At 39.8% G+C, this 23,561-nt stretch carries 22 protein-coding genes; 17 read left to right on the forward strand and 5 right to left on the reverse strand.

Features of this window, described 5'->3' with window-relative positions:
• The first annotated feature begins 255 nt into the window (after positions 1 to 255).
• The 11 genes from glyQ to BPOF4_RS05855 all read left to right on the forward strand — a co-directional run bounded on the left by glyQ (position 256) and on the right by BPOF4_RS05855 (position 11,724).
• Complete coding sequence (glyQ, locus tag BPOF4_RS05805; RefSeq protein ID WP_012958153.1) at positions 256 to 1,143, forward strand: glycine--tRNA ligase subunit alpha; 888 nt, start codon at positions 256 to 258, stop codon at positions 1,141 to 1,143.
• Entirely contained in the window at positions 1,136 to 3,217 is a 2,082-nt protein-coding gene (gene glyS, locus BPOF4_RS05810) for a glycine--tRNA ligase subunit beta (RefSeq protein WP_012958154.1), read from the forward strand. The genes glyQ and glyS overlap by 8 nt, the downstream gene beginning before the upstream one ends.
• 105 nt (positions 3,218 to 3,322) lie before the next feature.
• Positions 3,323 to 3,967, forward strand: coding sequence for a transcriptional regulator CcpN (ccpN, locus tag BPOF4_RS05815; RefSeq protein WP_022626847.1), 645 nt, complete (start codon positions 3,323 to 3,325; stop codon positions 3,965 to 3,967).
• A 26-nt stretch (positions 3,968 to 3,993) separates the two neighbouring features.
• Complete coding sequence (locus BPOF4_RS05820) at positions 3,994 to 4,809, forward strand: pyruvate, water dikinase regulatory protein (RefSeq protein WP_012958156.1); 816 nt, start codon at positions 3,994 to 3,996, stop codon at positions 4,807 to 4,809.
• Between the two features lie 349 nt (positions 4,810 to 5,158).
• Positions 5,159 to 5,620 carry a YaiI/YqxD family protein gene (locus BPOF4_RS05825; RefSeq protein WP_012958157.1) on the forward strand — a complete coding sequence of 154 codons (462 nt, stop codon included), beginning with the start codon at positions 5,159 to 5,161 and terminating at the stop codon, positions 5,618 to 5,620.
• A 57-nt stretch (positions 5,621 to 5,677) separates the two neighbouring features.
• Positions 5,678 to 7,471: a DNA primase gene (gene dnaG / locus BPOF4_RS05830; protein ID WP_041822668.1), complete on the forward strand. Its 1,794-nt coding sequence runs from the start codon at positions 5,678 to 5,680 to the stop codon at positions 7,469 to 7,471.
• Between the two features lie 57 nt (positions 7,472 to 7,528).
• Positions 7,529 to 8,647, forward strand: coding sequence for an RNA polymerase sigma factor RpoD (rpoD, locus tag BPOF4_RS05835; RefSeq protein ID WP_012958159.1), 1,119 nt, complete (start codon positions 7,529 to 7,531; stop codon positions 8,645 to 8,647).
• Positions 8,648 to 8,722: 75 nt separating this feature from the next.
• Positions 8,723 to 9,262: a hypothetical protein gene (locus BPOF4_RS05840; protein ID WP_012958160.1), complete on the forward strand. Its 540-nt coding sequence runs from the start codon at positions 8,723 to 8,725 to the stop codon at positions 9,260 to 9,262.
• Positions 9,263 to 9,394: 132 nt separating this feature from the next.
• Positions 9,395 to 9,766 (forward strand): cytochrome c550, encoded by a 372-nt coding sequence (gene cccA, locus BPOF4_RS05845; RefSeq protein ID WP_012958161.1) that lies wholly within the window; start codon positions 9,395 to 9,397, stop codon positions 9,764 to 9,766.
• A gap of 129 nt (positions 9,767 to 9,895) precedes the next feature.
• The gene (locus BPOF4_RS05850; RefSeq protein WP_012958162.1) at positions 9,896 to 10,606 is read left to right on the forward strand and encodes a tRNA (adenine(22)-N(1))-methyltransferase; all 711 of its coding nucleotides are present in this window, start codon (positions 9,896 to 9,898) and stop codon (positions 10,604 to 10,606) included.
• The gene (locus BPOF4_RS05855; protein WP_012958163.1) at positions 10,603 to 11,724 is read left to right on the forward strand and encodes a Nif3-like dinuclear metal center hexameric protein; all 1,122 of its coding nucleotides are present in this window, start codon (positions 10,603 to 10,605) and stop codon (positions 11,722 to 11,724) included. The genes BPOF4_RS05850 and BPOF4_RS05855 overlap by 4 nt, the downstream gene beginning before the upstream one ends.
• A 61-nt stretch (positions 11,725 to 11,785) precedes the next feature.
• Here BPOF4_RS05855 and BPOF4_RS05860 read toward each other — a convergent pair whose 3' ends face one another.
• The 3 genes from BPOF4_RS05860 to vrrA all read right to left on the reverse strand — a co-directional run bounded on the left by BPOF4_RS05860 (position 11,786) and on the right by vrrA (position 14,049).
• On the reverse strand, positions 11,786 to 12,730 hold the full coding sequence (locus BPOF4_RS05860; protein ID WP_012958164.1) for a 4-hydroxy-3-methylbut-2-enyl diphosphate reductase: 945 nt from the start codon (positions 12,728 to 12,730) through the stop codon (positions 11,786 to 11,788).
• A gap of 105 nt (positions 12,731 to 12,835) precedes the next feature.
• Positions 12,836 to 13,324, reverse strand: a complete 489-nt coding sequence (locus tag BPOF4_RS05865; RefSeq protein ID WP_012958165.1) for a CarD family transcriptional regulator — start codon at positions 13,322 to 13,324, stop codon at positions 12,836 to 12,838.
• 104 nt (positions 13,325 to 13,428) lie between these two features.
• Positions 13,429 to 14,049 carry a VrrA/YqfQ family protein gene (vrrA, locus tag BPOF4_RS21140; protein ID WP_049779873.1) on the reverse strand — a complete coding sequence of 207 codons (621 nt, stop codon included), beginning with the start codon at positions 14,047 to 14,049 and terminating at the stop codon, positions 13,429 to 13,431.
• 272 nt (positions 14,050 to 14,321) lie between these two features.
• On the opposite strand from vrrA, the gene BPOF4_RS05875 reads away from it, so the two are divergent.
• Both BPOF4_RS05875 and BPOF4_RS05880 read left to right on the forward strand, forming a co-directional pair.
• The gene (locus BPOF4_RS05875) at positions 14,322 to 15,686 is read left to right on the forward strand and encodes a DEAD/DEAH box helicase (RefSeq protein ID WP_012958167.1); all 1,365 of its coding nucleotides are present in this window, start codon (positions 14,322 to 14,324) and stop codon (positions 15,684 to 15,686) included.
• Positions 15,687 to 15,701: 15 nt separating this feature from the next.
• Positions 15,702 to 16,595 carry a deoxyribonuclease IV gene (locus BPOF4_RS05880; RefSeq protein WP_012958168.1) on the forward strand — a complete coding sequence of 298 codons (894 nt, stop codon included), beginning with the start codon at positions 15,702 to 15,704 and terminating at the stop codon, positions 16,593 to 16,595.
• A 131-nt stretch (positions 16,596 to 16,726) separates the two neighbouring features.
• Here the strand turns inward: BPOF4_RS05880 and BPOF4_RS05885 are convergent, their stop codons facing one another.
• Positions 16,727 to 16,990, reverse strand: a complete 264-nt coding sequence (locus BPOF4_RS05885) for a DUF2624 domain-containing protein (RefSeq protein WP_012958169.1) — start codon at positions 16,988 to 16,990, stop codon at positions 16,727 to 16,729.
• Between the two features lie 255 nt (positions 16,991 to 17,245).
• Between BPOF4_RS05885 and BPOF4_RS05890 the strand changes: the two genes are divergently transcribed.
• From BPOF4_RS05890 to BPOF4_RS05905, 4 genes are all read left to right on the forward strand, one after another.
• The gene (locus tag BPOF4_RS05890; protein ID WP_012958170.1) at positions 17,246 to 18,382 is read left to right on the forward strand and encodes a two-component system sensor histidine kinase NtrB; all 1,137 of its coding nucleotides are present in this window, start codon (positions 17,246 to 17,248) and stop codon (positions 18,380 to 18,382) included.
• Between the two features lie 218 nt (positions 18,383 to 18,600).
• Positions 18,601 to 19,356, forward strand: coding sequence for a metal ABC transporter ATP-binding protein (locus BPOF4_RS05895; RefSeq protein WP_012958171.1), 756 nt, complete (start codon positions 18,601 to 18,603; stop codon positions 19,354 to 19,356).
• Entirely contained in the window at positions 19,353 to 20,231 is an 879-nt protein-coding gene (locus BPOF4_RS05900) for a metal ABC transporter permease (RefSeq protein ID WP_012958172.1), read from the forward strand. Before BPOF4_RS05895 ends, BPOF4_RS05900 begins: the two co-directional genes overlap by 4 nt.
• 397 nt (positions 20,232 to 20,628) lie before the next feature.
• Positions 20,629 to 21,339 (forward strand): transglycosylase SLT domain-containing protein, encoded by a 711-nt coding sequence (locus BPOF4_RS05905; protein WP_012958173.1) that lies wholly within the window; start codon positions 20,629 to 20,631, stop codon positions 21,337 to 21,339.
• A 77-nt stretch (positions 21,340 to 21,416) separates the two neighbouring features.
• Here BPOF4_RS05905 and BPOF4_RS05910 read toward each other — a convergent pair whose 3' ends face one another.
• Entirely contained in the window at positions 21,417 to 23,528 is a 2,112-nt protein-coding gene (locus BPOF4_RS05910) for an RNA degradosome polyphosphate kinase (RefSeq protein WP_012958174.1), read from the reverse strand.
• Positions 23,529 to 23,561: the final 33 nt, after the last annotated feature.

Raw genomic sequence — 23,561 nt, forward strand, 5'->3', positions numbered from 1 at the left:
TGTTGAAAGCGAACCTAGGGTGGTGAGAGCTAGGGCAGCAGTTTAATTGGAAGGCGTTCCTGAGCATAACGGTGAAAGTGATTCACTTCGTTTTTCTGAGTGAATAAATAGGGTGGAACCGCGGGAGAAACTCTCGTCCCTATGTCGATAAGTCGACATAAGGACGAGAGTTTTTTTCTTTCATCCTACCTCGTTTCTTTCACCTTGAACTAAACCTTGAGATTAGGTTTTACGAACTATTAAGGAGGAATTAGTATGAATGTCCAAACAATGATTTTGACATTACAAGAATTTTGGTCAAAGCAAAACTGTATGATCATGCAAGCGTATGACACTGAAAAAGGGGCGGGTACGATGAGTCCGTTTACGCTTCTTCGTACAATTGGTCCTGAGCCTTGGAATGTAGCTTATGTGGAACCATCACGTCGTCCTGCAGATGGTCGTTACGGAGAGAATCCTAACCGTCTTTATCAACACCATCAATTTCAAGTTATTATGAAGCCATCTCCAACTAATATTCAAGAGCTGTACCTTGACAGCTTAAAGGCACTAGGGATCGACCCGCTAAAACATGACATTCGTTTTGTTGAAGATAATTGGGAAAATCCGACTTTAGGATGTGCGGGTCTTGGATGGGAAGTTTGGTTAGACGGCATGGAAATTACACAGTTTACGTATTTCCAACAAGTAGGCGGTATTGAAGCAAACCCAGTTTCTGCTGAAATTACATATGGTTTAGAACGTTTAGCCTCCTATATTCAAGATAAAGAAAATGTGTTTGACCTTGAGTGGGTAGAAGGATTCACGTATGGTGACATTTTTAAACAGCCTGAATATGAGCATTCAAAATATACATTTGAAGTATCTGACAGCCAGATGCTTTTCTCCTTGTTTGGAACATATGAACAAGAGGCAAAACGCGCACTAGATGAGAACCTAGTATTCCCAGCCTATGATTATATTTTAAAATGTTCTCACACGTTCAACTTATTAGATGCGAGAGGTGCGATTTCTGTAACAGAGCGAACAGGATATATCGGTCGAGTCAGAAATTTAGCCCGTACTGCAGCGAAGCTTTATTATGATGAGCGTGAGCGTCTAGGGTTTCCAATGTTAAAAAAGGGGGATGCAGAGAATGAGTAAACGTGACTTTTTATTTGAACTTGGCCTTGAAGAACTGCCAGCCCGCTTTGTCACAGATTCAATGAATCAATTAAAGAATAAAGTGAGTGATTGGTTAAAAGAAGAGCGTCTTGATTTTGATGCAATTGAAGCTTTCTCAACACCGCGTCGTTTAGCCATTTATATAACAGGATTAAAAGAGAAGCAGCCAGATGTAGAAGCAGAAGCAAAGGGTCCTGCTAAGAAAATTGCTCAAGATGAGGAAGGGAACTGGTCAAAAGCTGCTCTAGGTTTTGCGCGAGGTCAAGGTGTAACAGCAGATGATCTGTTTTTTAAAGAGCTCAAGGGTGTAGAGTATGTGTATGCTAAGACGTTTACAGCAGGCAAGAAAACGGTTGAGTTATTACCAGCCTTAAAATCAATTGTCACTTCTATGCATTTTCCTAAAAACATGCGCTGGAATCAATATGACCTGCGTTTTGCGCGTCCAATTCAATGGATGGTTGCCCTATATGGGGAAGAAATTATCCCATTTGAAATAACAGATGTCAAAACAAGCAATGCAACAAGAGGTCACCGTTTCCTAGGGGAGGAAGTGAAGTTAGATACTCCTGCTGACTATGAAACAGCTTTATTAGGCCAGTATGTTATCGCTAGACCAGAAGAGCGCAAACGCGCGATTCGCAACCAGATTGAATCAATGACAGAAGGAAACGGCTGGGTTATTCCGATTGATGAAGACTTATTAGAAGAAGTAACGAATCTTGTTGAATATCCTACTGCTTTATCAGGTACGTATGACGATGCATTCTTAGAGATTCCTAAAGAAGTGCTTATCACCTCAATGCGTGAGCATCAACGTTACTTCCCAGTGGAAGATACAGAAGGGAAACTTTTGCCTCACTTCGTAACGGTGCGTAATGGTGATCATCAGCATCTTGAAAATGTCGCAAAAGGAAATGAAAAAGTTCTGCGTGCACGTCTTTCTGATGCGGCTTTCTTCTATGCAGAAGATCAAAAGCTCAAGATTGAAGATGCATTAGGCCGTCTTGAAAACATTGTATACCACGAGGATCTGGGATCGATTGCCGATAAGGTTCGCCGTGTTCGTAAAGGCGTCACTTCTATCAGTAAGCTTGTTGCTCTTGATTCTAACGAGCAAGAAGTGGCAGATCGTATTGCTGAAATTGCAAAATTTGACCTTGTCACTCAAATGGTCTATGAATTTCCTGAGCTTCAAGGACGTATGGGTGAAGTATACGCTGGGCTGATCGGTGAGCCCGTTGAGGTTACAGTAGGCATTAAAGAGCATTATATGCCTAAATTTGCTGGAGATAAGAGTCCTTCGACAAAAGCAAGTACTGTTGTAAGTTTGGCTGATAAGCTAGATACCATCGTCACATGCTTTGCGATTGGTCTTATTCCGACAGGTTCACAAGACCCTTATGCACTGAGAAGACAAGCAGCAGGAATTGTACAGATGATTGCTGATTATGATTTTGATGTGGAAATCGATGAATTAGTAGCAGCAAGTCTTGATGTTAGTGAGGAGCGCGGTTTATTGAAGCGTGACCGAGAAGATATTACAAAAGAGGTTATGGAATTCTTCTCACTTCGTATAAAAAATGCATTGCAAGAAAAAGGAATCCGCTATGACGTCATTGATGCTGTGTTAACGAGCGAAGCGATTCATGTATCAACAACAATTAAAAAAGCAGAACTGTTAATGGATCAAGTATCCCAACCAGCATTTAAGAAAACTGTAGAGGCGCTAAGCCGTGTAACGAATATTGCTAAAAAAGCAGAAACAGCTGTAGAAATTAAACCTGAACTATTTGAAAAAGAAGAAGAGAAAGAACTATATAGGCACTATGAGTCAGCTCAAAAAGAAGTGCAGATTGCTCTTGCAAATGGGGATGCATCTCGTGCATTTAAGAGCCTGCAATCGATTGAGCCAAGTATTCATGCTTACTTCGATCATATTATGGTTATGGCAGAAGATGAAAAAGTGAAACGTAATCGTTTAGCGCAAATGCTTGAATTATCGGCTGTAATCCGTGCCTTTGCTAACTTCCAATCTATTGTGTTTAGCTAAACAATGTAAAACCAGCTAAGTACTTGAGCGTTTTTTGTGTAAAAAGCTGACTATATAGTATATAATATTGGGGATAAAGCATAACACATTTGTGTGTTGAAGGCGGTGGAAACAATCGAACTCACAAATCGGCAAGAACATATTGTAGACATTGTGAAGCAAAATGGGCCTATTACAGGTGAACAAATCGCAGAGCGTCTTTCCTTAACGAGAGCAACTTTGCGTCCGGATTTAGCAATTTTAACGATGGCTGGTTATTTAGATGCCAGACCGCGAGTAGGATATTTTTATACCGGTAAAACAGGTACAGAGTTACTTGGAGAAAAAGTTAAAAATATCACCGTAAGGCATTATCAATCACGCCCAATTGTGGTGCAGGAGTCATCCTCTGTATATGATGCTATTTGTACAATGTTCCTAGAGGATGTTGGGACATTGTTTGTCACAGATAAACAAACAACGCTCGTTGGTGTGCTGTCTAGAAAAGATTTATTGCGTGCAAGTCTAGGAAAACAAGCATTAGAATCAATTCCAGTTAGTATTATTATGACAAGAATGCCAAATATAACAGTTTGTAAAGAAGACGATCTCATTATTGAAGTAGCAAAGAAGTTAATTAATAAACAAATTGATGGACTGCCTATCGTCCAAGACGTCGATTATGGTTCTGGCTATGAGGTCATTGGCCGAATCACTAAAACAAATATAACTTCGCTGCTCGTAGATTTAGCAAACGAAGAAACGATCTAGGGAAGCACGGATGTAAGGAGGTCATGATGGTAGAAATGAAGCAACGTCCTGTTGTATATGTCGTCTCTGATTCTGTAGGCGAAACTGCAGAACTAGTGGTTAAAGCTGCTGCGAGCCAATTTAATGGTGCGGGTGTAGAAGTTCGCCGGATTCCATATGTAGAAGATACGGGAACTATTGATGAAATTATTTATTTAGCCTCACAGGCAAATGCTTTAATTGCATTTACGCTCGTTGTACCTGAAATCAAGAATTATTTGATTGAACGTGCTGCAGCTAAAAATGTAGAGACAGTAGACATCATAGGACCTATGTTGAATAAAATTGAAACGTTAACAGGCAAAGAACCAAGATATGAGCCTGGTCTTGTATACCGTCTTGATGAAGATTACTTTAGAAAAGTAGAAGCAATTGAATTTGCTGTAAAGTATGATGACGGGCGTGACCCAAGGGGAATTATGAGAGCAGATGTGGTGTTAATCGGGGTGTCGCGCACATCTAAAACGCCGCTTTCGCAATACCTCGCTCATAAGCGTTTGAAAGTAGCTAATGTTCCTTTAGTCCCTGAGGTGGAACCGCCGCAAGAACTCTTTAAGATCTCTGCTAAGAAATGTATCGGATTAAAAATTTCACCTGAGAAATTAAACGATATCCGTGCAGAACGCTTAAAAGCGCTAGGGTTAAAAGCTCAAGCTAATTATGCGAATATCGAGAGAATCAAAGAGGAACTTGTCTATGCTGAAGATGTAATGAATCGAATTGGATGTCCGGTCATTGATGTCTCGAATAAAGCAGTAGAAGAAACTGCAAATCTCATTTCAAGTATGTTTCAACGTAAGTAAGTACCAAGAAAGGCACCTTTAGGTAAAAGGTGCCTTTCCTTTGTACGCTCTTATGTAAAATGATCTTATTTGTAATGTTTATTAAATACCACTAGTCAAATGATTCAAAGTTCCGTATAATAAAGAATTGTGTTCTTATTTATATAAGAAAGAATGGATTACAGAAAAAAGAACGATTATTTTTAAAAAGTCAAGACTTTTTCTTGTTTTTTTGGTAATGATAGTAAAGAAGAATGTGTATAAATAGCTTATTGATAAAAAAACATGACAATTCATATCATTCGACAAGAAACAGCGAAATTCTTTAAAATGTTTGCAGGAATCTAAAAGAGGATGTTGAATTGAAGTTATGAGCGAACTTATTGTTAAGGTATTTGTAGATGCAGATTCATGTCCTGTAAAAAAGGAAATTGTGTCGATCTGTCAGAAGTTTAACCAATCAGCTGTTTTTGTTTCCTCGATTGCACATGAAATGAATGTGCCTGATGGGTTTACGCATGTATCGGTTGATTCAGATAAAGAGGCTGCAGACATGTATATACTTAATCAATCGAAGCGTGGAGATTGCTGTGTTACGCAAGATCATGCATTAGCTTCTATTCTTTTGCCAAAAGGGGTCGATGTATTATCACCCAGAGGGTATGTATATCGTGAAGAAAACATTATGCAGATGCTTGATGCCCGTTATCTTTCACAAAAAGAAAGGCGTAAAGGCGGTAAAACAAAAGGGCCTCGTGCTTTTACAGAAGAAGATCGCTCACTTTTTTGTCATCAATTTACAAGGATTTTATCAAAAAAAGCAGGAAAATAGCAAAAAAGCTCGAACATATATTACACTCATCAGGAAAGAAATATGGTGATGCTTAATATGAGTGGTCGAATACCCGAGGAGAAAATTGAACAGATTCGCAAATCTACTGATATTGTAGAGGTTATCAGTGACTATGTTCAACTCAAGAAGCAAGGCCGTCAATATATAGGCTTATGTCCTTTTCATGGTGAGAAGTCACCATCATTCTCTGTGTCTCAAGATAAACAACTCTACCATTGTTTTGGATGCGGGGCAGGCGGAAACGTTTTTTCCTTTTTGATGGAACATGAGGGGTATACTTTTGTAGATGCTGCAAAAGACCTGGCAGGAAGAGCAAATATTGATCTTCCCGTTCAAAGTCAAGGGGAAACAAACCGTCATTCGCCTACAAAAATGATGATCGATGGTCACGAGCTTGCATCTAAACTGTACCACCATGTTCTTACATTAACAGAAGAAGGTGCAGGCGGCAGAGAATATGCTAAATCAAGAAAATTCACAAAAGAACAGCTTGAACACTTTCAAATAGGCTTTGCCCCAAACAGGTGGGATTCTCTTAAAATCATCTTAGATAAGAGAGGCTTTTCTCTTGAGATGATGGCTAAAGCTGGATTGCTTGGAATTAGGGAATCTGATAACGGTTATTATGATAGATTTAGAAATCGGCTCATGTTTCCGATATGGGATAACCAAGGAAAAGTCATTGCGTTTGGCGGCAGGAGTATTGGTTCGGATAAGCCCAAATACTTAAATAGTGCGGAAACCCCTATTTTCCACAAAAGCAATACGTTGTATGCCCTTCATTTAGCGAGACCTTACATTCGTAAGGAAAATGCTGCCATCCTTTTTGAAGGGTATGTGGATGTAGTAGCAGCGTGGGGGGCAGGTATAACTAATGGAGTGGCGACACTTGGAACCTCTTTAACTCAAGAGCAGGCCAAAGTATTACGCCGTAATGCAGAAAATGTAACCATTTGTTATGACTCTGACCGAGCCGGGGTTGATGCTGCATTCAGGTCAGCTACAATTCTTGAAGAAGCAGGCTGTCACGTGAAAATTGCACTGATGCCTGAAGGACTTGATCCCGATGACTTCATCCGAGAATTTGGAGCAGAGCGCTTTAAAACGGATGTAATAGGGGCAAGCTTATCATTAATGGCATTTAAGATGCGGTTTTTAAGAAAAGGAAGAAATCTGCAGGATGAAGGAGAACGTCTGCGCTATATCGAAGAGGTTCTTCGGGAGATTTCGTCTTTGAAGAGGGCTGTAGAACGAGATCACTATTTAAGGCAGCTTGCAGATGAATTTTCTCTTTCTTTAGAAGCATTAAAACAAGAGCAGTTTCAACTTTATCGTGCAAAAAAACAGCAGCAGGCAGGAAAAAGTGAACAGCCGATTAAACGGCATGCTACAAAAGCTCTTAATCAAAAAAAGCTTCTCCCTGCATACAAAAATGCAGAAAGGCTGCTTCTTGCTCATATGATGCGTGATATAGAAATTGCAGAACAAGTGCAGGAGCGGATTGGCGGAGCGTTTAACGTTGATGAGCATCATGCCATTGCAGCTTATCTTTTTGCCTATTACGGTGAAGGTAATGAAGCTGACCCGAGTCAATTTGTGAATCGTCTAGAAGATCCAGATCTTATGAGGGTTGCCTCAGAGCTTGCTATGTTGTCGGTTAATGAAGAATGTTCGGAACAAGAGTTAATCGATTATATGAAACAGATTGAAAATTACCCAAAGTGGGTAGATATACAACAGAAAGAAATACTTATGAAGCAGGAACATGATCCCGTTGCAGCTGCAAAGTTAAAAATGGAGATTATTCAAATGAAAAAACAACTTCATTAACTCGTTGTAATGAGGATTATGCCTAATGGGTTGTGAACAATGGAAGGAGGGGATCGAATGGCAGAGAAACCATTACGCCCGCTAGCGGAAGGTGAATTGTCCATCGATCAAGTAAAAGAACAATTAGTTGAGGTAGGGAAAAAGAGAGGGGTCTTAACCTATACAGAAATTACAGAGAAATTAGCTGTATTTGACCAGGATTCTGATCAAATGGATGAATTCTTCGAATACCTTGGAGAGCAAGGTGTAGAGATCCTGAATGAGTCTGATGATGTTCCTAATCTTCAGCAAGCGGCAAAAGAGGAAGAAGAGTTTGATTTAAATGATTTGAGTGTACCCCCGGGTATTAAAATAAATGACCCTGTACGTATGTACTTAAAAGAAATTGGTCGTGTTCCCCTTCTTTCTGCTCAAGAAGAAATTGAGCTGGCAAAACGTATTGAGCAAGGAGACGAAGAGGCGAAGCGTCGTCTAGCAGAAGCTAACTTACGTCTTGTTGTATCGATTGCTAAACGTTACGTAGGGCGTGGAATGCTGTTCCTTGACTTAATTCAAGAAGGAAATATGGGATTAATTAAGGCTGTTGAGAAGTTCGATTATGAGAAAGGATACAAGTTCAGTACGTATGCTACTTGGTGGATTCGTCAAGCGATCACACGTGCGATTGCTGACCAAGCAAGAACCATTCGTATCCCAGTACACATGGTTGAAACGATTAATAAGTTAATCCGTGTTCAACGTCAATTACTGCAAGATTTTGGCCGCGAACCAACACCTGAAGAAGTAGCTGAAGAGATGGAGCTTACGCCTGAGAAAGTACGTGAGATCCTGAAAATCGCTCAAGAGCCTGTGTCGCTTGAAACACCTATTGGTGAAGAAGATGATTCTCACTTAGGAGATTTCATTGAAGACCAAGAAGCACTTGCACCATCTGATGCTGCTGCTTACGAATTATTAAAAGAACAGCTTGAAGATGTGTTAGATACATTGACTGATCGTGAAGAGAATGTATTACGTCTACGCTTTGGTCTTGACGATGGTCGTACGAGAACATTAGAAGAGGTAGGAAAAGTCTTCGGGGTTACTCGTGAACGTATTCGTCAAATTGAAGCAAAAGCACTTCGTAAACTTCGTCATCCAAGCCGAAGCAAGCGTCTAAAAGACTTCTTAGAATAGAACGGTTACGATGGTTTGCTCGCCTTATGCGGGCGAACCATTTTTTCCATCACGCTGCATATAAGGAGAAACACGATGGATGAAAAAAGAAAAGCGATTATTATAAATGAAATTAAGTACTGGCGCGAATCAAAGCTGCTTCCCTCCCAGTATTGTGATTTCTTATTAACGCTTTATTCAGAAGGAGAGGACCTAGAGACAGCCGACTCAGGAAAGCGCTTCCGAAACATTCGGACAATCTATTCGTTTATTATTGTTCAGCTTTCATTTGTCTTTACTGCTCTTGTCATTTATTTTACTGATTTTTCAAATGGATTGCAAATGCTTATTGGTTTGACTTTTTCGATTATTGTGTTAATTATAGCAAAACGGACTAGGGCAGATGCCTTTTTTCTTAAACAATTTTACTATTTTATAGGGGCTCTGATCCTCTTTTTACTAACGATTGAATGGGTTGTTCACTACAAAAGTACTAATAACCTTTTATTATCAGCAACAATCATTTTACATTGCGTTTTTTGGCTCTTTGCAGGGCTGAAATGGAAAATGCGATTTTTTACGATATCTGCTATACTAGGACTAGTAGTGTTAGGAATTTTTTGGCTGGGGCGTTAAAAGAGTGACAAAAAACGCAATTATGCCGACACTACTTTTCACCAGAGACATTTTCGAGTAAAATGGAGAAGGTAATCTTTATCGTCTACATAATTGACGTGAAAGTATTTACATGCAAAGGAGGGTATTAGCATGAAAGGAAGACCACTTTTACCATTTGCGATCATAGCAATTGTCGGGATTGTTGTTATGATTTCGCTTTCATTTATTGGGTTAAACCAGCGTGAAGCGATGCAGGCAGATGAAGAAGGAGAAGAAGAAGTAACTGAAATTGAAGATCCGGTAGCAGCTGGAGAAGAATTAGTGCAAACTTCTTGTATCGGTTGTCACGGTGGCGATTTAAGCGGTGGTGCAGGTCCTGCCCTAACGTCTCTTGAAGGTCAATACACTCAAGAAGAAATTACAGATATTGTTGTTAATGGGATTGGATCAATGCCGTCAGTTAACGATAACGAAGTAGAAGCAGACGCAATTGCACAGTATTTACTATCTATTTCAGAATAACAGGAGAAGCGGGAGTTATGACAACTCTCGCTTTTTTATGCAGTAAAAGCCTTGTCTAGTTGCGAAATGAGGCTAATATCGTTAAGATGAGAGACAGAAAAGATATTGAAATGACAGGTGTGTTTAAAGATGAATGATAGACAATTGTCCAAACGATTACAACGAGTAGCGGCTTACGTCCCTAAGGGCTCAAAAACAGCTGATATTGGCTCTGATCATGCCTATCTTCCATGCTATTTATGTCTAGAAGACCAAACGGCAAAAGCAATTGCTGGAGAGGTCAATGAAGGGCCGTATTTGTCGGCTGTTTCACAGGTGAGACAATCTGGGTTAACAGACAGAATTTCCGTGCGTATGGGAAATGGTTTAGAAGTCATTGAACATGCGGACCAAGTGGATGTGATTACGATTGCAGGAATGGGTGGAGCTTTAATCACTTCGATCTTAGAGGAAGGTAAAGGCAAATTAAGAGAGGTAGACAGGCTTATCCTGCAGCCTAATGTTTCGGCCGTTACAATTAGAGAGTGGCTTGATAAGGAAGGATGGAGTCTTACTTCTGAAGAAATTATTGAAGAAGACGACAAGATCTATGAGATTTTAGTAGCTGACCGCGGTGAAAATGTAATGTTGTATGAAGAAGACCGCAAAAAGAAGATGCTGCTTGGACCTTATTTAATAAATGAAATGAATGAAGCATTTCAAAAGAAATGGACCTATGAAATGAAAAATTGGGAGAGAATTTTAACCCAATTTGAGAGAGCAACAGAAACGCCAGAATTGAGCGCGAAGAAAGATGAGTTGAAACACAAGATTGAGATGGTACAGGAGGTATTGAGATGACTAAACTTGTAAATGGTCAAGCACTTATTCAACATTTTGAGAGCTGGTCACCTAAATCCTATGCTGTAGAAGGCGACCGTAATGGTGTCATGATTGGCACGTTAAATAAGCCGATAAAAAAAGTAATGGTAGCTCTTGATGTGTTAGAAGAGGTCATTGATGAAGCAGTTAGAGAAAATGTAGACCTAATTGTGGCACACCACCCGCTGCTGTTCCGTCCTTTAAAGAAAATTGATACAAACACCGCGCACGGACGAATAGTGGAAAAGGCGATTAAACATGACATTACTATTTATGCCGCCCATACCAATCTTGATATTGCTAAAGGCGGAGTGAATGATATGATGGCTGATGCGCTGGGCCTTAGTCACACAGAAGTGCTCTCTCCAACACAGACAACAGCATTAAAAAAGGTTGTTGTATTTGTACCGGAAACTCATGCAGCTGCTGTGCGTGAGGCATTGGGGCAGGCTGGAGCAGGCCATATCGGCAATTATAGTCACTGTACATTCAATTCAAATGGTATAGGTACATTTTTACCTGGTGAGGGAACAAATCCTCATATTGGAGAAGCTCATACACTTGAGAGGGTGGAAGAAGTAAAGGTAGAAACTATTATCCCTGCCCATCTTCAAAATCGTGTAATACAAGCACTTATGAAAGCTCACCCTTATGAAGAGCCTGCCTACGATATTTACCCGTTAGAGAATAAAGGGGAAACACTGGGTCTTGGACGAATCGGACAGCTTCCTGAAGAAATGACGTTGCGTGATTTTGCTGAGCATGTAAAACAGGCTTTTGATGTAGAAGGAGCAAGAGTTGTTGGTGATCTATCGGCAAAAGTGAAAAAAGTAGCTGTGCTTGGCGGCGACGGAAATAAGTATATGATGCAAGCGAAATTTAAAGGTGCTGATGTGATGGTTACAGGAGATGTTTATTATCATGTTGCGCACGATGTGATGATGGAAGGGCTGCATATCGTAGACCCGGGTCATAACGTTGAAAAGATAATGAAAGAGGGCGTGAAGCGCTTCTTTGAAGAGTTTATGCAAAATAAAGGCTATACCACAGAAGTTATTGCCTCAAAGCCAAATACAGATCCATTCCAATTTGTTTAGTCCTATCGATCTAAATCAATAGCACATAAAAAATCCGTCACAACACTGTGACGGATTTTTACTATTTCTTCGCTTTAACCTTAGGAAGTATTTTCTGCAAGGCTACTTTACGTTCTAATGTCCATGTAGATTCATCTTCAGGGTCGTAGTTTTCAAGAAATGTAATGACCTCTTTAGTAATAGGTGTCGGAGTTGAAGCTCCTGAGGTTACACCTACGAGATTTACACCTTTAAGCCATTCAAGCTGAAGCTCAGAGATGTCACCGATGCGATATGCTTTAGTTCCGGCAATCTGTTCAGATACTTGAGCCAAACGATTAGAGTTATTACTCTTAGGGTCACCTACTACAATGACAAGGTCACATTCCTTTGCTTGTTCAGCTACAGCTTCTTGTCTCACTTGCGTAGCTAAGCAAATTTCATTATGAACTTCAGCAGAAGGATAAATCTCCATCGCTTTTTTCATAATGTCAGATACATCCCATTGGCTCATTGTTGTTTGATTCGTAATAATGAGTTTATCTGTTCCTGCTTTAAGGTTAGAAACATCTTCTACAGATTCAACGAGATGCACAGCTTCCGGAGCTACCCCAATTGCTCCTTCAGGTTCAGGATGCCCCTTTTTGCCGACGTAGATGAACTCATATCCTTCAGCAGCTTTTTCGCGGATAAGGTCATGTGTACGCGTCACATCCGGGCATGTAGCATCGACTACAGTTAACCCTTTTTCCTTTGCGAGCTTGCGAACTTCAGGGGATACACCGTGAGCCGTAAAAATAACGGTCCCTTTTTCTACTTGCTTTAAGATCTCAACACGGTTTGGACCATCTAAAGAAATGATCCCATCTTCTTCAAATGCTTCTGTTACATGCTGATTGTGGACAATCATACCAAGAATATAGATCGGTCTTGGCAAGTCCAAGTTTTGTGCTGCTTGTCTAGCTAATACCATCGCATCTACTACACCGTAACAGTATCCGCGAGGTGAAATTTTCATCACATTCATGACAGGCCTCCTAAAATGAGAGCTCCTGTCCTCACATATGGAGAACAGGATTGTCGATTCGTCATATATTATAAAGGAGAAAAATAGATGTGACAATCATTTCGCTTAGTTAAGCTCCAGTAGGGCACTATCTATAAATTCATACGCTTGTTCTTCAGTCATATCATTCATTAGTACAAGCTCACTAGCTATCATCTGGCGAGCTTTTTGCAGATGGTTACGATCTTGAATATGCAGTCCATTTGCTCGTTCTGATTGTTTTTTTGAAAGGGATGAAATCAGGTGAGCCGCGTCAATAATATTGCCGCTTTTAAGCAGGTTTTCAGTTTCACGTGAGAAATGACTAGTAGATGGTGGTGTTTCAGGTCCGTTTTGAAGGGCTTCCACTAAAACTTCTAGTTCTTGCTGATCAATAACTTTTCGAAGTCCCGATTGATCAATACGGTTTTCAGGCAGCATCAGTTTGACATCAACGAGTGGGAAGTGAAGGATATAATAGGAATGAGTTTCACCTAAAACGTCTTTCTCTTCAATATCTTGAATCGTACCAGCACCGTGATATGGGTATACGACGTGATCACCAACTTTAAACATGAGCATTCCTCCATTCGAGTAATACTAATAGTATAACACAAAATGAGGTAAATTTAAAATTCTACTATCACCAGCAGAATGTTGTCAACAAAAAAATGCTGTCATTAGATATAAAGTTTGGGAGCAGGCAAGCCTTGAGCAGTGTGATTGATTGGTCTTGGCCTTCTTACCCTGTTAATAGAAGCTGTGGTTACATTTGGACCAGAAGAATTTACTGGCAGGGTTCCTGCTGTCTGTGCTGCAGAGGGAATCGTTTGAGGGGCGATGTTTGTTGGTACGCCTGCTGCTTCTTGGGCAGCTGTACTAGGCGTATCATTGCTCCTCATGATTCTCCATATGGCTGGCATATTTCTTATTAAAGGTCCGTATTGCTGAACCATAGGCACGACCTGTTGTGTTAATCCGAGGACGCGTTGAGTATTTTGCAGAATCGTTGTAAAGTTCATCGTTCCGCTTGCCCCTGCAGCTGCCCGGCCGATCCCTCCTGCTCCTCCGAGCGCTTGTGTAGCACCTCCGCCAAATAATCTAGCTAATAATCCACCTCCGCGCCCTGCAGCAGATAAGCCTCCTATTCCTCTGGCAATACCGCCTGCCTGAGGTGCATAAGGAGCAAATGAGCTGGCTGCTCCACTGAGCATGGGGGCTTGCTGCATAAAGTTCGCTGCTGAATACATCGCTGGCTGCAAGGGAACCGGACCAAGGGGTGGCCCCATAAAACGTTGCATAATAATGCCTCCTTTCACGTACATTCAATCTCCTTATAAATAGGTATATGCCGCCAGAGGAAAAAAGGTGAAATAAAGGATATGATAAAAGTAAAGTAGCAACAATACTATAAACTGTGATAAAATGAACTATTGCATTGAACGTTTACAGAAATGAAATCATTATGATTTAGTACAATGAATGAAGGACAATGACATTAAATAGACTAACAAATGAGCATACGATTAAATCGGACGAGCATTACTAGTCTCGGATAAGGGTGAGAATGATTATGGAAGCAAGCAATTTTAAAAGATTCGAATTAAAACCATTTCTAATAGAGGCGTTATCAGGACAACGTTTTTCATTACCAACGGAAATTCAAGAGCGACTAATCCCTGCGATTAAAAATGGCAAAGATGTCATCGGTCAATCACAAACAGGGACAGGGAAAACACTATCCTTCTTACTGCCGATCTTGGATAAAATAGATCCAGCGAAAGAAGAGGTACAAGCAATTATCACAGCACCGACTAGGGAGCTGGCATCTCAATTATTTGATGAATTAAAGAAATTATTAGAACATTGCCCAGAAGAAGAAATGATTCATGCGAAGTTATTAGTTGGCGGAACCGACCGAAACCGTGCGATTGAAGGATTAAAGACTCAGCCGCATATTGTAGTAGGAACGGCTGGACGTATCGGGGACTTAATGGATGACAAAGCATTGCTTGTTTATACAGCGGCTATGCTTGTTGTTGATGAGGCTGATCAAATGCTTGATATGGGTTTTATTGCCGATGTTGATAAAGTAGCATCACGTATGGCAGAAGACCTTCAAATGATGATATTCTCAGCAACGATCCCAGAGAAGCTTCAGCCATTTTTGAAGAAATACATGAATGATCCGCGTCATGTTCAAGTTGAGCCAAAGCATGTTACGGCTTCAAAAATTGAGCATCGAATTGTGCCTCTTCGCAACCGTGATAAATTAACATTCACAGTAGAACTTGCAAAGTCTATTAATCCGTACTTTGCTATTGTGTTTACAAATACAAAAGAGCAGGCAGATGAAGTAACTGCTGCAATGCAAGAAGCAGGATTGAATGTGGAGTGTTTACACGGAGGTCTCCAGCCGCGCCAACGCAAACAGATTATGAAGCAAGTGAAAGAAGTGAAAATGCAATATCTTGTCGCAACAGACCTTGCTGCACGTGGAATTGATGTAAAAGGTGTTACTCATATTATCAATTTTGGTCTGCCTAAAGACTTAGACTTTTATGTACATCGTGTAGGTCGTACAGCACGTGCAGGAGCGGACGGAGTTGCTTATACGATCTTTGAGCAAAATGATCAGCTTGCGGTAGAAAAGCTGTTAAAGCGCGGGATTACATTTACGTATTATGATTTCAAGCGAGGAGAGTGGCAGAAGCTAGACAAACCACCTCTAGGGGTACCAGGTAAGCGCCCTAAATCATCATCAGCTAAGCAAGAAACAGTGAAATCTGGTTCATCTAAAGAAGTTGTGAATACCGGCACTGGAAAAGCAAAAGCAAAGCCTAAAAAAGTAAAGCCTGGCTATAAGAAAAAAGCTCGTTTTAAACAAGCGAAAGAAGCACAAAGAGAGCGTCGCATTTCATCACGCAAAAAGAAATAACGGGGGATTTGGAGAATGACCTTAAAACTTGGTTCACATGTATCAATGAATGGAAAGAAGATGCTTTTAGGAGCTAGTGAAGAAGCAGCATCCTATGATGCAAATACATTTATGATCTATACAGGCGCCCCTCAAAACACGCGTCGTAAACCAATTGAGGACTTAAATATTGAAGCTGGACTCGCTCATATGAAAGAGCATAATATGGTTGATATTGTTGTGCATGCACCTTACATCATCAATATTGCAAATACAACAAAACCAGAGACATTTGAGCTTGGAGTTAATTTCCTGCGATCAGAGATTGAACGCACAGAAGCATTAGGGTCAAAGCAGATTGTTCTGCATCCTGGTGCTCATGTAGGGGCAGGAGCGGAAGCTGGGATAGCTAAGATTATTGAAGGTCTAAATGAAGTGATAGAAACAAAAAATGATGTTCAAATTGCCTTAGAAACAATGGCAGGTAAAGGAACTGAATGCGGCCGTTCATTTGAAGAATTGGCTGAAATTATAAACGGCGTCACACATAATGAGCGTTTATCAGTATGCTTTGACACGTGTCACACGCATGATGCTGGCTATGATATTGTTGAAGACTTTGATGGTGTACTTGATGAATTTGACCGCATCATTGGGGTAGAACGCTTAAAAGTACTTCATATTAATGACAGCAAAAATATCCGCGGAGCTAGAAAAGACCGTCATGAAAATATTGGTTTCGGTCATATTGGTTACAGTGCGCTGCATAAGATTGTACATCATCCGCAGCTTAAAGACGTTCCTAAGATTTTAGAAACACCATTTGTAGGTGAAGATAAGAAGAATAAAAAGCCGCCTTATAAACATGAAATAGACATGCTTAAAGCCGGAGAATTTGACGAACATATCCTAGGTAAAATCATGGAATAAATGATGTAAGATAGAGTAGAGCCGTTCTTATTAGTTTGATTGAAGCTAATAAGAACGGCTCTTTCTTTTTGGAAAAAAGACTCAACCTTAGCGAAAAGACATAAAGTAAGTATGGTTTTTTTAAATTAAAATTATAAAAAATGGCCAAATTGTTGTAGTAATTGCGTTACAATAGAGGAAACATGTGGATCGACTTCTGTTTGTAATTTTTGAATGATTTTATTGACTTGGTCTGCATTACCAACATCAATTTGTTCTTCTCGCAGGACATTTATGACACCTTCTGCCTGTTCTTTTGTAAGTGGAATTTGATATTGCGAACTTAATTGCATTAATTCTCCTGCGGTGAGTGAATTTACCTTTTGATTAACAAGCTGCTGCATAATTGAATTCATCAAAGCACCCCTTTATCATGTGATTAATGCGAATCGAACAAAAGCGAATGAAACAATCTGATTAAATATATGTTCCTAAACCGAAAAATGTGCAGAAAAAAAAGGGGATTTTATCCTTCTTATCGAATATTTAGAAACGTGACCTAAAATGTTGTTGATTTATTCCAACATTAAACCTCTGAATTTCAGAAAATACGTTCTCGTCTATTTGGAAACTAGAACGGTTTTATGCATGCAAAGAAGGAGAGGGGCAAAATGAAAAAGCATCCATTCTACAAACTGGCCCCTAAAGGGAGAAATCATATGTACACTCAACCTAAAACCTCAACGCTACATTCAAATGATCGTAATGAACCTATACTCAATCCAAGTCAACAATCAGAATCAAGGAATTATATCAATGGACTTGGAATTCCTTATATAAAGGTGAACCCCTATACAGATATTATTGATTGGAATTATTTATTTATAGAGCTTACTGATATGCGCTCAACGTATTTGAACGGTTCTTCTCTCGAGGAATTATCTACTCACGATGATTTAATGTCCTTATCCTTTCAGCTGGTAGTGAAGGTACTTGAAAATAAGGAGGGGGCTGAAGCCGATTTTGAAGAAGGAGAGATGCTTGTTCGAGTGCGAGCATTATCACCTTGTGAAAATGGTGATGTCTACCTGATCTTTGAAGATAGATCACTTCAAAAGCAGTTTGAGCACCTTTTAACTTTCCACCACCAAATGGAAGCCGTATCTCATATTGCGGCAGGAGTTGCGCATGAACTCCGGAATCCGTTATCAGTTATAAAAGGGTTCATGCAATTAGCAAAATTGACGGGTGATCACGAGAAGTATTACGATACCGTTATTTCTGAATTAAATAGAATGAATAGTATTATAGAAGACTTTTTGTCTGTTTCTAGAAAGAAAATTGATCGAAAAAAACAATCGCCGGCTCATATTATGGAATCTTTAATTGAGATTATGAAAGCGGAATGTTTGCTTCACGATGTTGAATTAACCCTGAACATTGAAGAAGCTGACAGGCATGTCTATGCAAATGAATCAATGGTAAAGCAGGTCATGTTGAACTTATTGCGCAATTCGATTGAAGCCTACGGCGGGTCAAATACCGCAAGAAAGTTTAGTATTCATGCCGCAGCATGTGACTCGGTCTATCGAGTCATTATTAGTGATAACGGAAAAGGCATGCCAGATGAAGTGTTAGAACAGCTAGGAAAGCCGTTTTTCACAACAAAAGAAAGCGGAACAGGCATAGGTATTCCCTTATGTAAAAAGATTATTGAAGATCACGGCGGTGAATTTATTATAGAAAGTAAATTAAGTGTAGGTACGACGGTCTCCCTCACCTTACCGTTTATTCCACCTAGCAACTAAGCGCTCCCATCACTATAGGAGTGCTTTTTTGTGTGTTGAAAAGCAACCTTTACAACTGACGAAATTGTCACTATAATTGTATTCAGGAACAAAAGTTTCCTTAGGTAAACTTTTGTTCCTTAAACTAATCTGCACATTTAGTGATAAGTGACCATATACTTAAGAATGAATAGGATAACGGGTTATGTAGGTATGTTGCTATAGGAGGGGGAGCGGAGATGAAAGAAGTTATAGAAGTAAGTAATCTTTCGGTATATTACGAGAACAATGAAGCGATAAAAAATATAAGTTTTAAAGCAGATCAGGGACAGTTAATTGGAATTGTAGGACCGAATGGTGCGGGTAAATCCACTCTCATGAAAGCTGTACTTGGGCTAGAGAAGTATAGAGGGAATGTATCTATTCTAGGTAAGAGAGTACAAGAGGTCAGAAAACAGATTTCTTATGTTCCGCAGCGTAATCAAATTGATTGGGATTTCCCTGTCCTTGTCGAAGATGTGGTCATGATGGGACGCGCATCACATATTGCATGGTATAAGCGGCCGGGAAAAAGAGATAAAGAAATCGTTCAAGAGTGTCTAGATAAAGTCGGTATGACCAAATTCTCGAAGCGGCAAATAGGAGAACTATCGGGTGGACAGCAGCAAAGAGTATTTATTGCTCGTTCACTTGCTCAACAAGCTGATATTTTCTTTTTAGATGAACCTTTTGTTGGAATTGATGTGACGAGTGAGGAAATTATTATTGATCTTTTAAGAGAGTTAAAACGACAACAGAAGACGGTATTTGTGGTACACCATGACTTAAGCAAGGTGCAGGATTATTTTGATCAGCTGCTGCTTATTAACAAGGAATTAATTCAATTTGGTGCAGTAGAGAAAGTCTACACTCCAGAGATTCTTCAACAGACGTATAAGGGCAGTCTAGCCTTATTTGGTACAGATGATCATAAGATGGTGGTGACTCCTCAATGACTAACATCTCTTTTTTCATTGACCAAGTGATGCGCTATCCATATTTGCAGCAAGCATTGTTAGCAGCTGTTCTTGTAGGAATTATTTGCGGTGTGATTGGCTGTTTTATTATCTTAAGGGGCATGGCTCTTATGGGAGATGCCATTTCTCATGCAGTACTTCCAGGTGTGGTGGTTTCCTATATGATAGGCATTAATTTTTTCTTCGGTGCTGTATTGACCGGTGTGTTAACAGCTCTTGCAATCGGCTATGTTTCACAGAACAGCCGGATCAAAGATGATTCTGCGATAGGGATTCTTTTTACGGCCGCTTTTGCCCTTGGGATTGTCATGATCACAGGCTTAAGAGGAACTGGTGTTGATTTATGGCACATCTTATTTGGTAATGTTCTGGCAGTATCCCGAACTGATTTATGGGTAACCGCCGGAATTGGATTTTTTGTTATTTTATTAATCGTTATTTTTTACCGTCCATTATTAATCAGTACATTTGATCCTGTCATGGCAAAGGCCACAGGAATTCCAGTGCGGTTTATCCATTATTTACTGATGCTGCTGTTGTCTCTAGTAACGGTCGCATCCTTAAAATCAGTAGGGATCGTTTTAGTGGTTGCGATGCTGATTACACCGGGTGCAACGGCTTACTTGCTCACAGACCGGCTGCCGGTGATGCTAAGTCTATCTGCTGTTTTTGGCGTGATTTCAGCTATTGTAGGAATATATTTCTCCGTTATTTATGATGTAGCCAGTGGTGCATCGATTGTATTAGCTGCTTCTGTCTTGTTTGGATTAGCCTTTTTCTTTGCTCCAAAGCAAGGGGTTGTAACGAAGTATATTAAACAGAGAAGGTATAAAAAAGCAAGTCGAGCTTCGTAATAAGTCGAGCTTCACACTAAATCGAACTTCATATTTAAATGAGCTTCATACATTCAGACTCCTAATCATTGATTACACTTCATTAATGATTAGGAGTCTTTATTATGCAATGCTTACCAATTGATCTGAAATCATTTCCTGTGCTTCTAAATATCTTCCTGCAAAAAAGTTGAGAAATCAAGCATGAGTGAAGAAATTGACTCAAACTATATGGGAATAACGTCGCTGTATCAGGAGAAGCGGTTTAAGACAGGCATTTCTCAAATTAACCTCTTTTATCAAAGTTGTCTTAGAAGCTATAATTCTGTAGGATTAAAAGCACTGCAGAGCAAGCAGGACAAATGCAGGATGAAGATTTTAGTGAATTTATTTAATTAAAACATAGAGGGGATACAGGATGAAAAAACAATATTTTTGGTTACTTGCTGTACTAACTCTTGCTATAGGTGTAGGACACTATTTTTATCAAACGATTCAGCTGCAAGAAGCTGTAGAAAAATCTGAAGAAAAAATTGAAGAGCTTCAAACAGCTGTTGAAGTGAAAGAAATGGAACTATACTATGCCGGAGAAGGCAGTAAGCTAGAGAAGGACACTGGTTATGATTCATGGATGAGGTCTGTGCAGTTATCAGAAGATCTATATGAAGATAGTGAAGGGCGATTCAAGAAAGAATGGGGAATTTTCTTAGGAGAAGTAGCTGAACAGCATGATATAGACCCTCTTATTGTCTATGAAATGTTACGCACCGAAACGGGTGGTAAGTTTGACCCGACTTTAGTTGGTCCAGAAACACGTTATGGACATGCTTACGGTATGGCGCAGTTTATGAAAAATACGGCTCCTTGGATTGCTGAAAAAGCCGGGCTTGAATATTCTGATGAACTTTTATATGATCCCATTTATTCCATTGAGCTGGCTATTGAGTATTTAGGCTTTTTGTACGATCGCTATGAAGACTGGGATCACGCTTTAACAGCTTATCATCGCGGGATGTATGGCCTTGAGAAATACATTGATGAAAACGGACATGCTGCAAGCTGGTATGCAGTAGAAATTCAAGAAAATGCTGAGTCGCTTGAAGGCTTTGCATATTTAAATCAGAGGTAACACTAAAGGCAGTCATCTCATAAAGACGTGGTTGCTACAAAAATAAGAGGAACACTCGCACATGAGTGTTCCTTTTTTTATTCATCGAAGGTTTCTGCATGTTTAAGAGCTTCTTCATAGAACGTAAGCTGTGATTGAATAAATGCTTCCTCTTCTTTCTTTTTAACGTAATGATAGGTTCCTTTTTTCGTTTGCTCGCGGGCTTTTGTATTATCGAGCAAGGTGAGATTCAGGATCTCTTTGATTCGCTTTTTTATCGGCGGTGATAGAATTGGAAAAAGGATCTCAATTCGCTTTTCCATATTTCTAGTCATCCAATCAGCGGAGGAAAGGTATACTTTATTTTCGCCATTATGGTGGAAATAAAAAATTCTGCTATGTTCTAAAAAGCGATCCACGATACTTCTAACTCTAATGTTTTCGCTCACATTTTTAATTCCAGGCCGTAAACAGCATATTCCTCGAACGATTAAATCAATTTTCACTCCGGCATTTGACGCCTCATACAGCTTCAAAATAATCGGTTTATCTGTAAGAGAATTCATCTTCGCAATGATACGACCGTTTCCAAACTTCTTCTGGCAGGTTATTTCTTGATCAATCAAACGGAGAAACGAATCACGAATTTCAAACGGGGCAGTAGATAGATGGTGCCATTCAGGCTTTTCACGATAGCCGCTTAAATAATTAAAAAAATTTGTCGCGTCTATCCCCGTTTTTTCATTCGCTGTTAAAAGACCCATATCTGTATAAAGCTTGGCAGTTGAATCATTATAATTGCCTGTTCCTAAATGAACGAAGCGCTGAATTTCATTTTTCTCGTGCCTTACGACTAGAGTTATTTTACTGTGTGTCTTTAAGGATGTAATTCCATAGATCACATGGACGCCGGCTTTCTCTAACTTTTTAGCCCATTGTATATTGTTCTCTTCATCGAATCGCGCTTTTAATTCAACAAGAACGGTTACCTGCTTACCGTTCTCAGCTGCTCTTTCTAAAGCTTGAATAATAGGTGAATCTCCGCTGACGCGATAAAGCGTTTGCTTAATGGCAAGTACATTTGGATCATCTGCAGCTTGAGCAATAAAGTCAATTACCGGTTGAAATGATTCGTATGGATGATGGAGAAAAATATCCCTCTTTCTGATTGCCTCAAATATATTTTCTTCTCCTATTAAGTCAGCTGGTGGCTGCGGGATCAGTGTTTCATTAGCCAAATGTTCATGTTCGTGAGCTAGTTGTTTATAGAACTTAAATAAAAACGCAAGATCAAGAGGCCCCTTAAATGAGTACACGTCCCCTTTGTGTACTTCAAGAACATCTAGTAATAGATTTAAAATCGTTGGGTGCATCGTTCCATCTTGGATTTCAAGGCGAACCGCTGCTCCCCATTTACGTTTTTTAAGTTCTTTTTCAATTTCACGGAGTAAATCCCGGGCTCCTTCTTCGTGAATAGTCATATCCGCATTACGAGTAATGCGAAATGGTGAAACGGAGACAACCTCATAACCAAGAAATAATTCTCCGATAAAATAGCTGATGACATCTTCAAGCATAATAAAAGTTTCTTTTTTGGTAGAAGAAGGGAGGCTGATCACTCGATTTAAGACAGATGGTACTTGAACGATTGCGAGCTGGTTGGTCTTTGACTCCTCATTTTTTAATAGAACAGCTAAATTTAAGGATTTGTTTAATAGCATCGGAAATGGTCTGTACGCATCAATAGCCATAGGCGTAAGAACAGGATAAATGTAATGTTGAAATCGTTTGTTCAGATAATCGAGCTGACTCGCGTCTAATTCACTTACATTTAGAAACTGAAATCCCTCGTGATAAAGCATAGGAACAAGAGTCTCAGTAAACACACTATCTTGAAGCTTCACCAGCCGATGATTCACAGCAGAGATTTCTTTTAATTGCTGCTTTGGTGTGAGCCCTGCTTTATTTTCAGGACGGTTAAATCCAGCTTTCACTTGATCTTTTAGGCCTGCTACACGAACCATAAAAAATTCATCTAAGTTAGAACTAAAGATGGCCAGGAATTTAAGGCGCTCGAGTAATGGATTTCGTTCGTCGATCGCCTCTTCAAGAACACGCTCGTTAAAAGCGAGCCAGCTTAATTCACGGTTATTATAGTAATTAGGATTATTTAAATTAATCTCTTTACGAGGGGTCAACTCTTTTGGCATAAGCGTCACCCTTTCTGTGAATAGGATGTTGGA

It is taken from the genome of Alkalihalophilus pseudofirmus OF4 (assembly GCF_000005825.2).
Taxonomy (GTDB): Bacteria; Bacillota; Bacilli; order Bacillales; family Bacillaceae_D; genus Alkalihalophilus; species Alkalihalophilus pseudofirmus.

Bases quoted from the DNA above. Each gene is read 5' to 3' on its own strand.
- BPOF4_RS05850 (WP_012958162.1), top strand. From the start codon at position 9,896: ATGAATGATAGACAATTGTCCAAACGATTACAACGAGTAGCGGCTTAC.
- BPOF4_RS05910 (WP_012958174.1), bottom strand. From the start codon at position 23,528: ATGCCAAAAGAGTTGACCCCTCGTAAAGAGATTAATTTAAATAATCCT.
- BPOF4_RS05890 (WP_012958170.1), top strand. From the start codon at position 17,246: ATGAAAAAGCATCCATTCTACAAACTGGCCCCTAAAGGGAGAAATCAT.
- BPOF4_RS05895 (WP_012958171.1), top strand. From the start codon at position 18,601: ATGAAAGAAGTTATAGAAGTAAGTAATCTTTCGGTATATTACGAGAAC.
- BPOF4_RS05905 (WP_012958173.1), top strand. From the start codon at position 20,629: ATGAAAAAACAATATTTTTGGTTACTTGCTGTACTAACTCTTGCTATA.
- BPOF4_RS05865 (WP_012958165.1), bottom strand. From the start codon at position 13,324: ATGTTTAAAGTTGGTGATCACGTCGTATACCCATATCACGGTGCTGGT.
- BPOF4_RS05855 (WP_012958163.1), top strand. From the start codon at position 10,603: ATGACTAAACTTGTAAATGGTCAAGCACTTATTCAACATTTTGAGAGC.
- BPOF4_RS05885 (WP_012958169.1), bottom strand. From the start codon at position 16,990: ATGAATTCAATTATGCAGCAGCTTGTTAATCAAAAGGTAAATTCACTC.
- cccA (WP_012958161.1), top strand. From the start codon at position 9,395: ATGAAAGGAAGACCACTTTTACCATTTGCGATCATAGCAATTGTCGGG.
- glyQ (WP_012958153.1), top strand. From the start codon at position 256: ATGAATGTCCAAACAATGATTTTGACATTACAAGAATTTTGGTCAAAG.
- BPOF4_RS05825 (WP_012958157.1), top strand. From the start codon at position 5,159: ATGAGCGAACTTATTGTTAAGGTATTTGTAGATGCAGATTCATGTCCT.
- BPOF4_RS05820 (WP_012958156.1), top strand. From the start codon at position 3,994: ATGGTAGAAATGAAGCAACGTCCTGTTGTATATGTCGTCTCTGATTCT.
- glyS (WP_012958154.1), top strand. From the start codon at position 1,136: ATGAGTAAACGTGACTTTTTATTTGAACTTGGCCTTGAAGAACTGCCA.
- BPOF4_RS05840 (WP_012958160.1), top strand. From the start codon at position 8,723: ATGGATGAAAAAAGAAAAGCGATTATTATAAATGAAATTAAGTACTGG.
- BPOF4_RS05880 (WP_012958168.1), top strand. From the start codon at position 15,702: ATGACCTTAAAACTTGGTTCACATGTATCAATGAATGGAAAGAAGATG.
- BPOF4_RS05875 (WP_012958167.1), top strand. From the start codon at position 14,322: ATGGAAGCAAGCAATTTTAAAAGATTCGAATTAAAACCATTTCTAATA.
- vrrA (WP_049779873.1), bottom strand. From the start codon at position 14,049: ATGCAACGTTTTATGGGGCCACCCCTTGGTCCGGTTCCCTTGCAGCCA.
- rpoD (WP_012958159.1), top strand. From the start codon at position 7,529: ATGGCAGAGAAACCATTACGCCCGCTAGCGGAAGGTGAATTGTCCATC.
- dnaG (WP_041822668.1), top strand. From the start codon at position 5,678: ATGAGTGGTCGAATACCCGAGGAGAAAATTGAACAGATTCGCAAATCT.
- BPOF4_RS05860 (WP_012958164.1), bottom strand. From the start codon at position 12,730: ATGAATGTGATGAAAATTTCACCTCGCGGATACTGTTACGGTGTAGTA.
- BPOF4_RS05900 (WP_012958172.1), top strand. From the start codon at position 19,353: ATGACTAACATCTCTTTTTTCATTGACCAAGTGATGCGCTATCCATAT.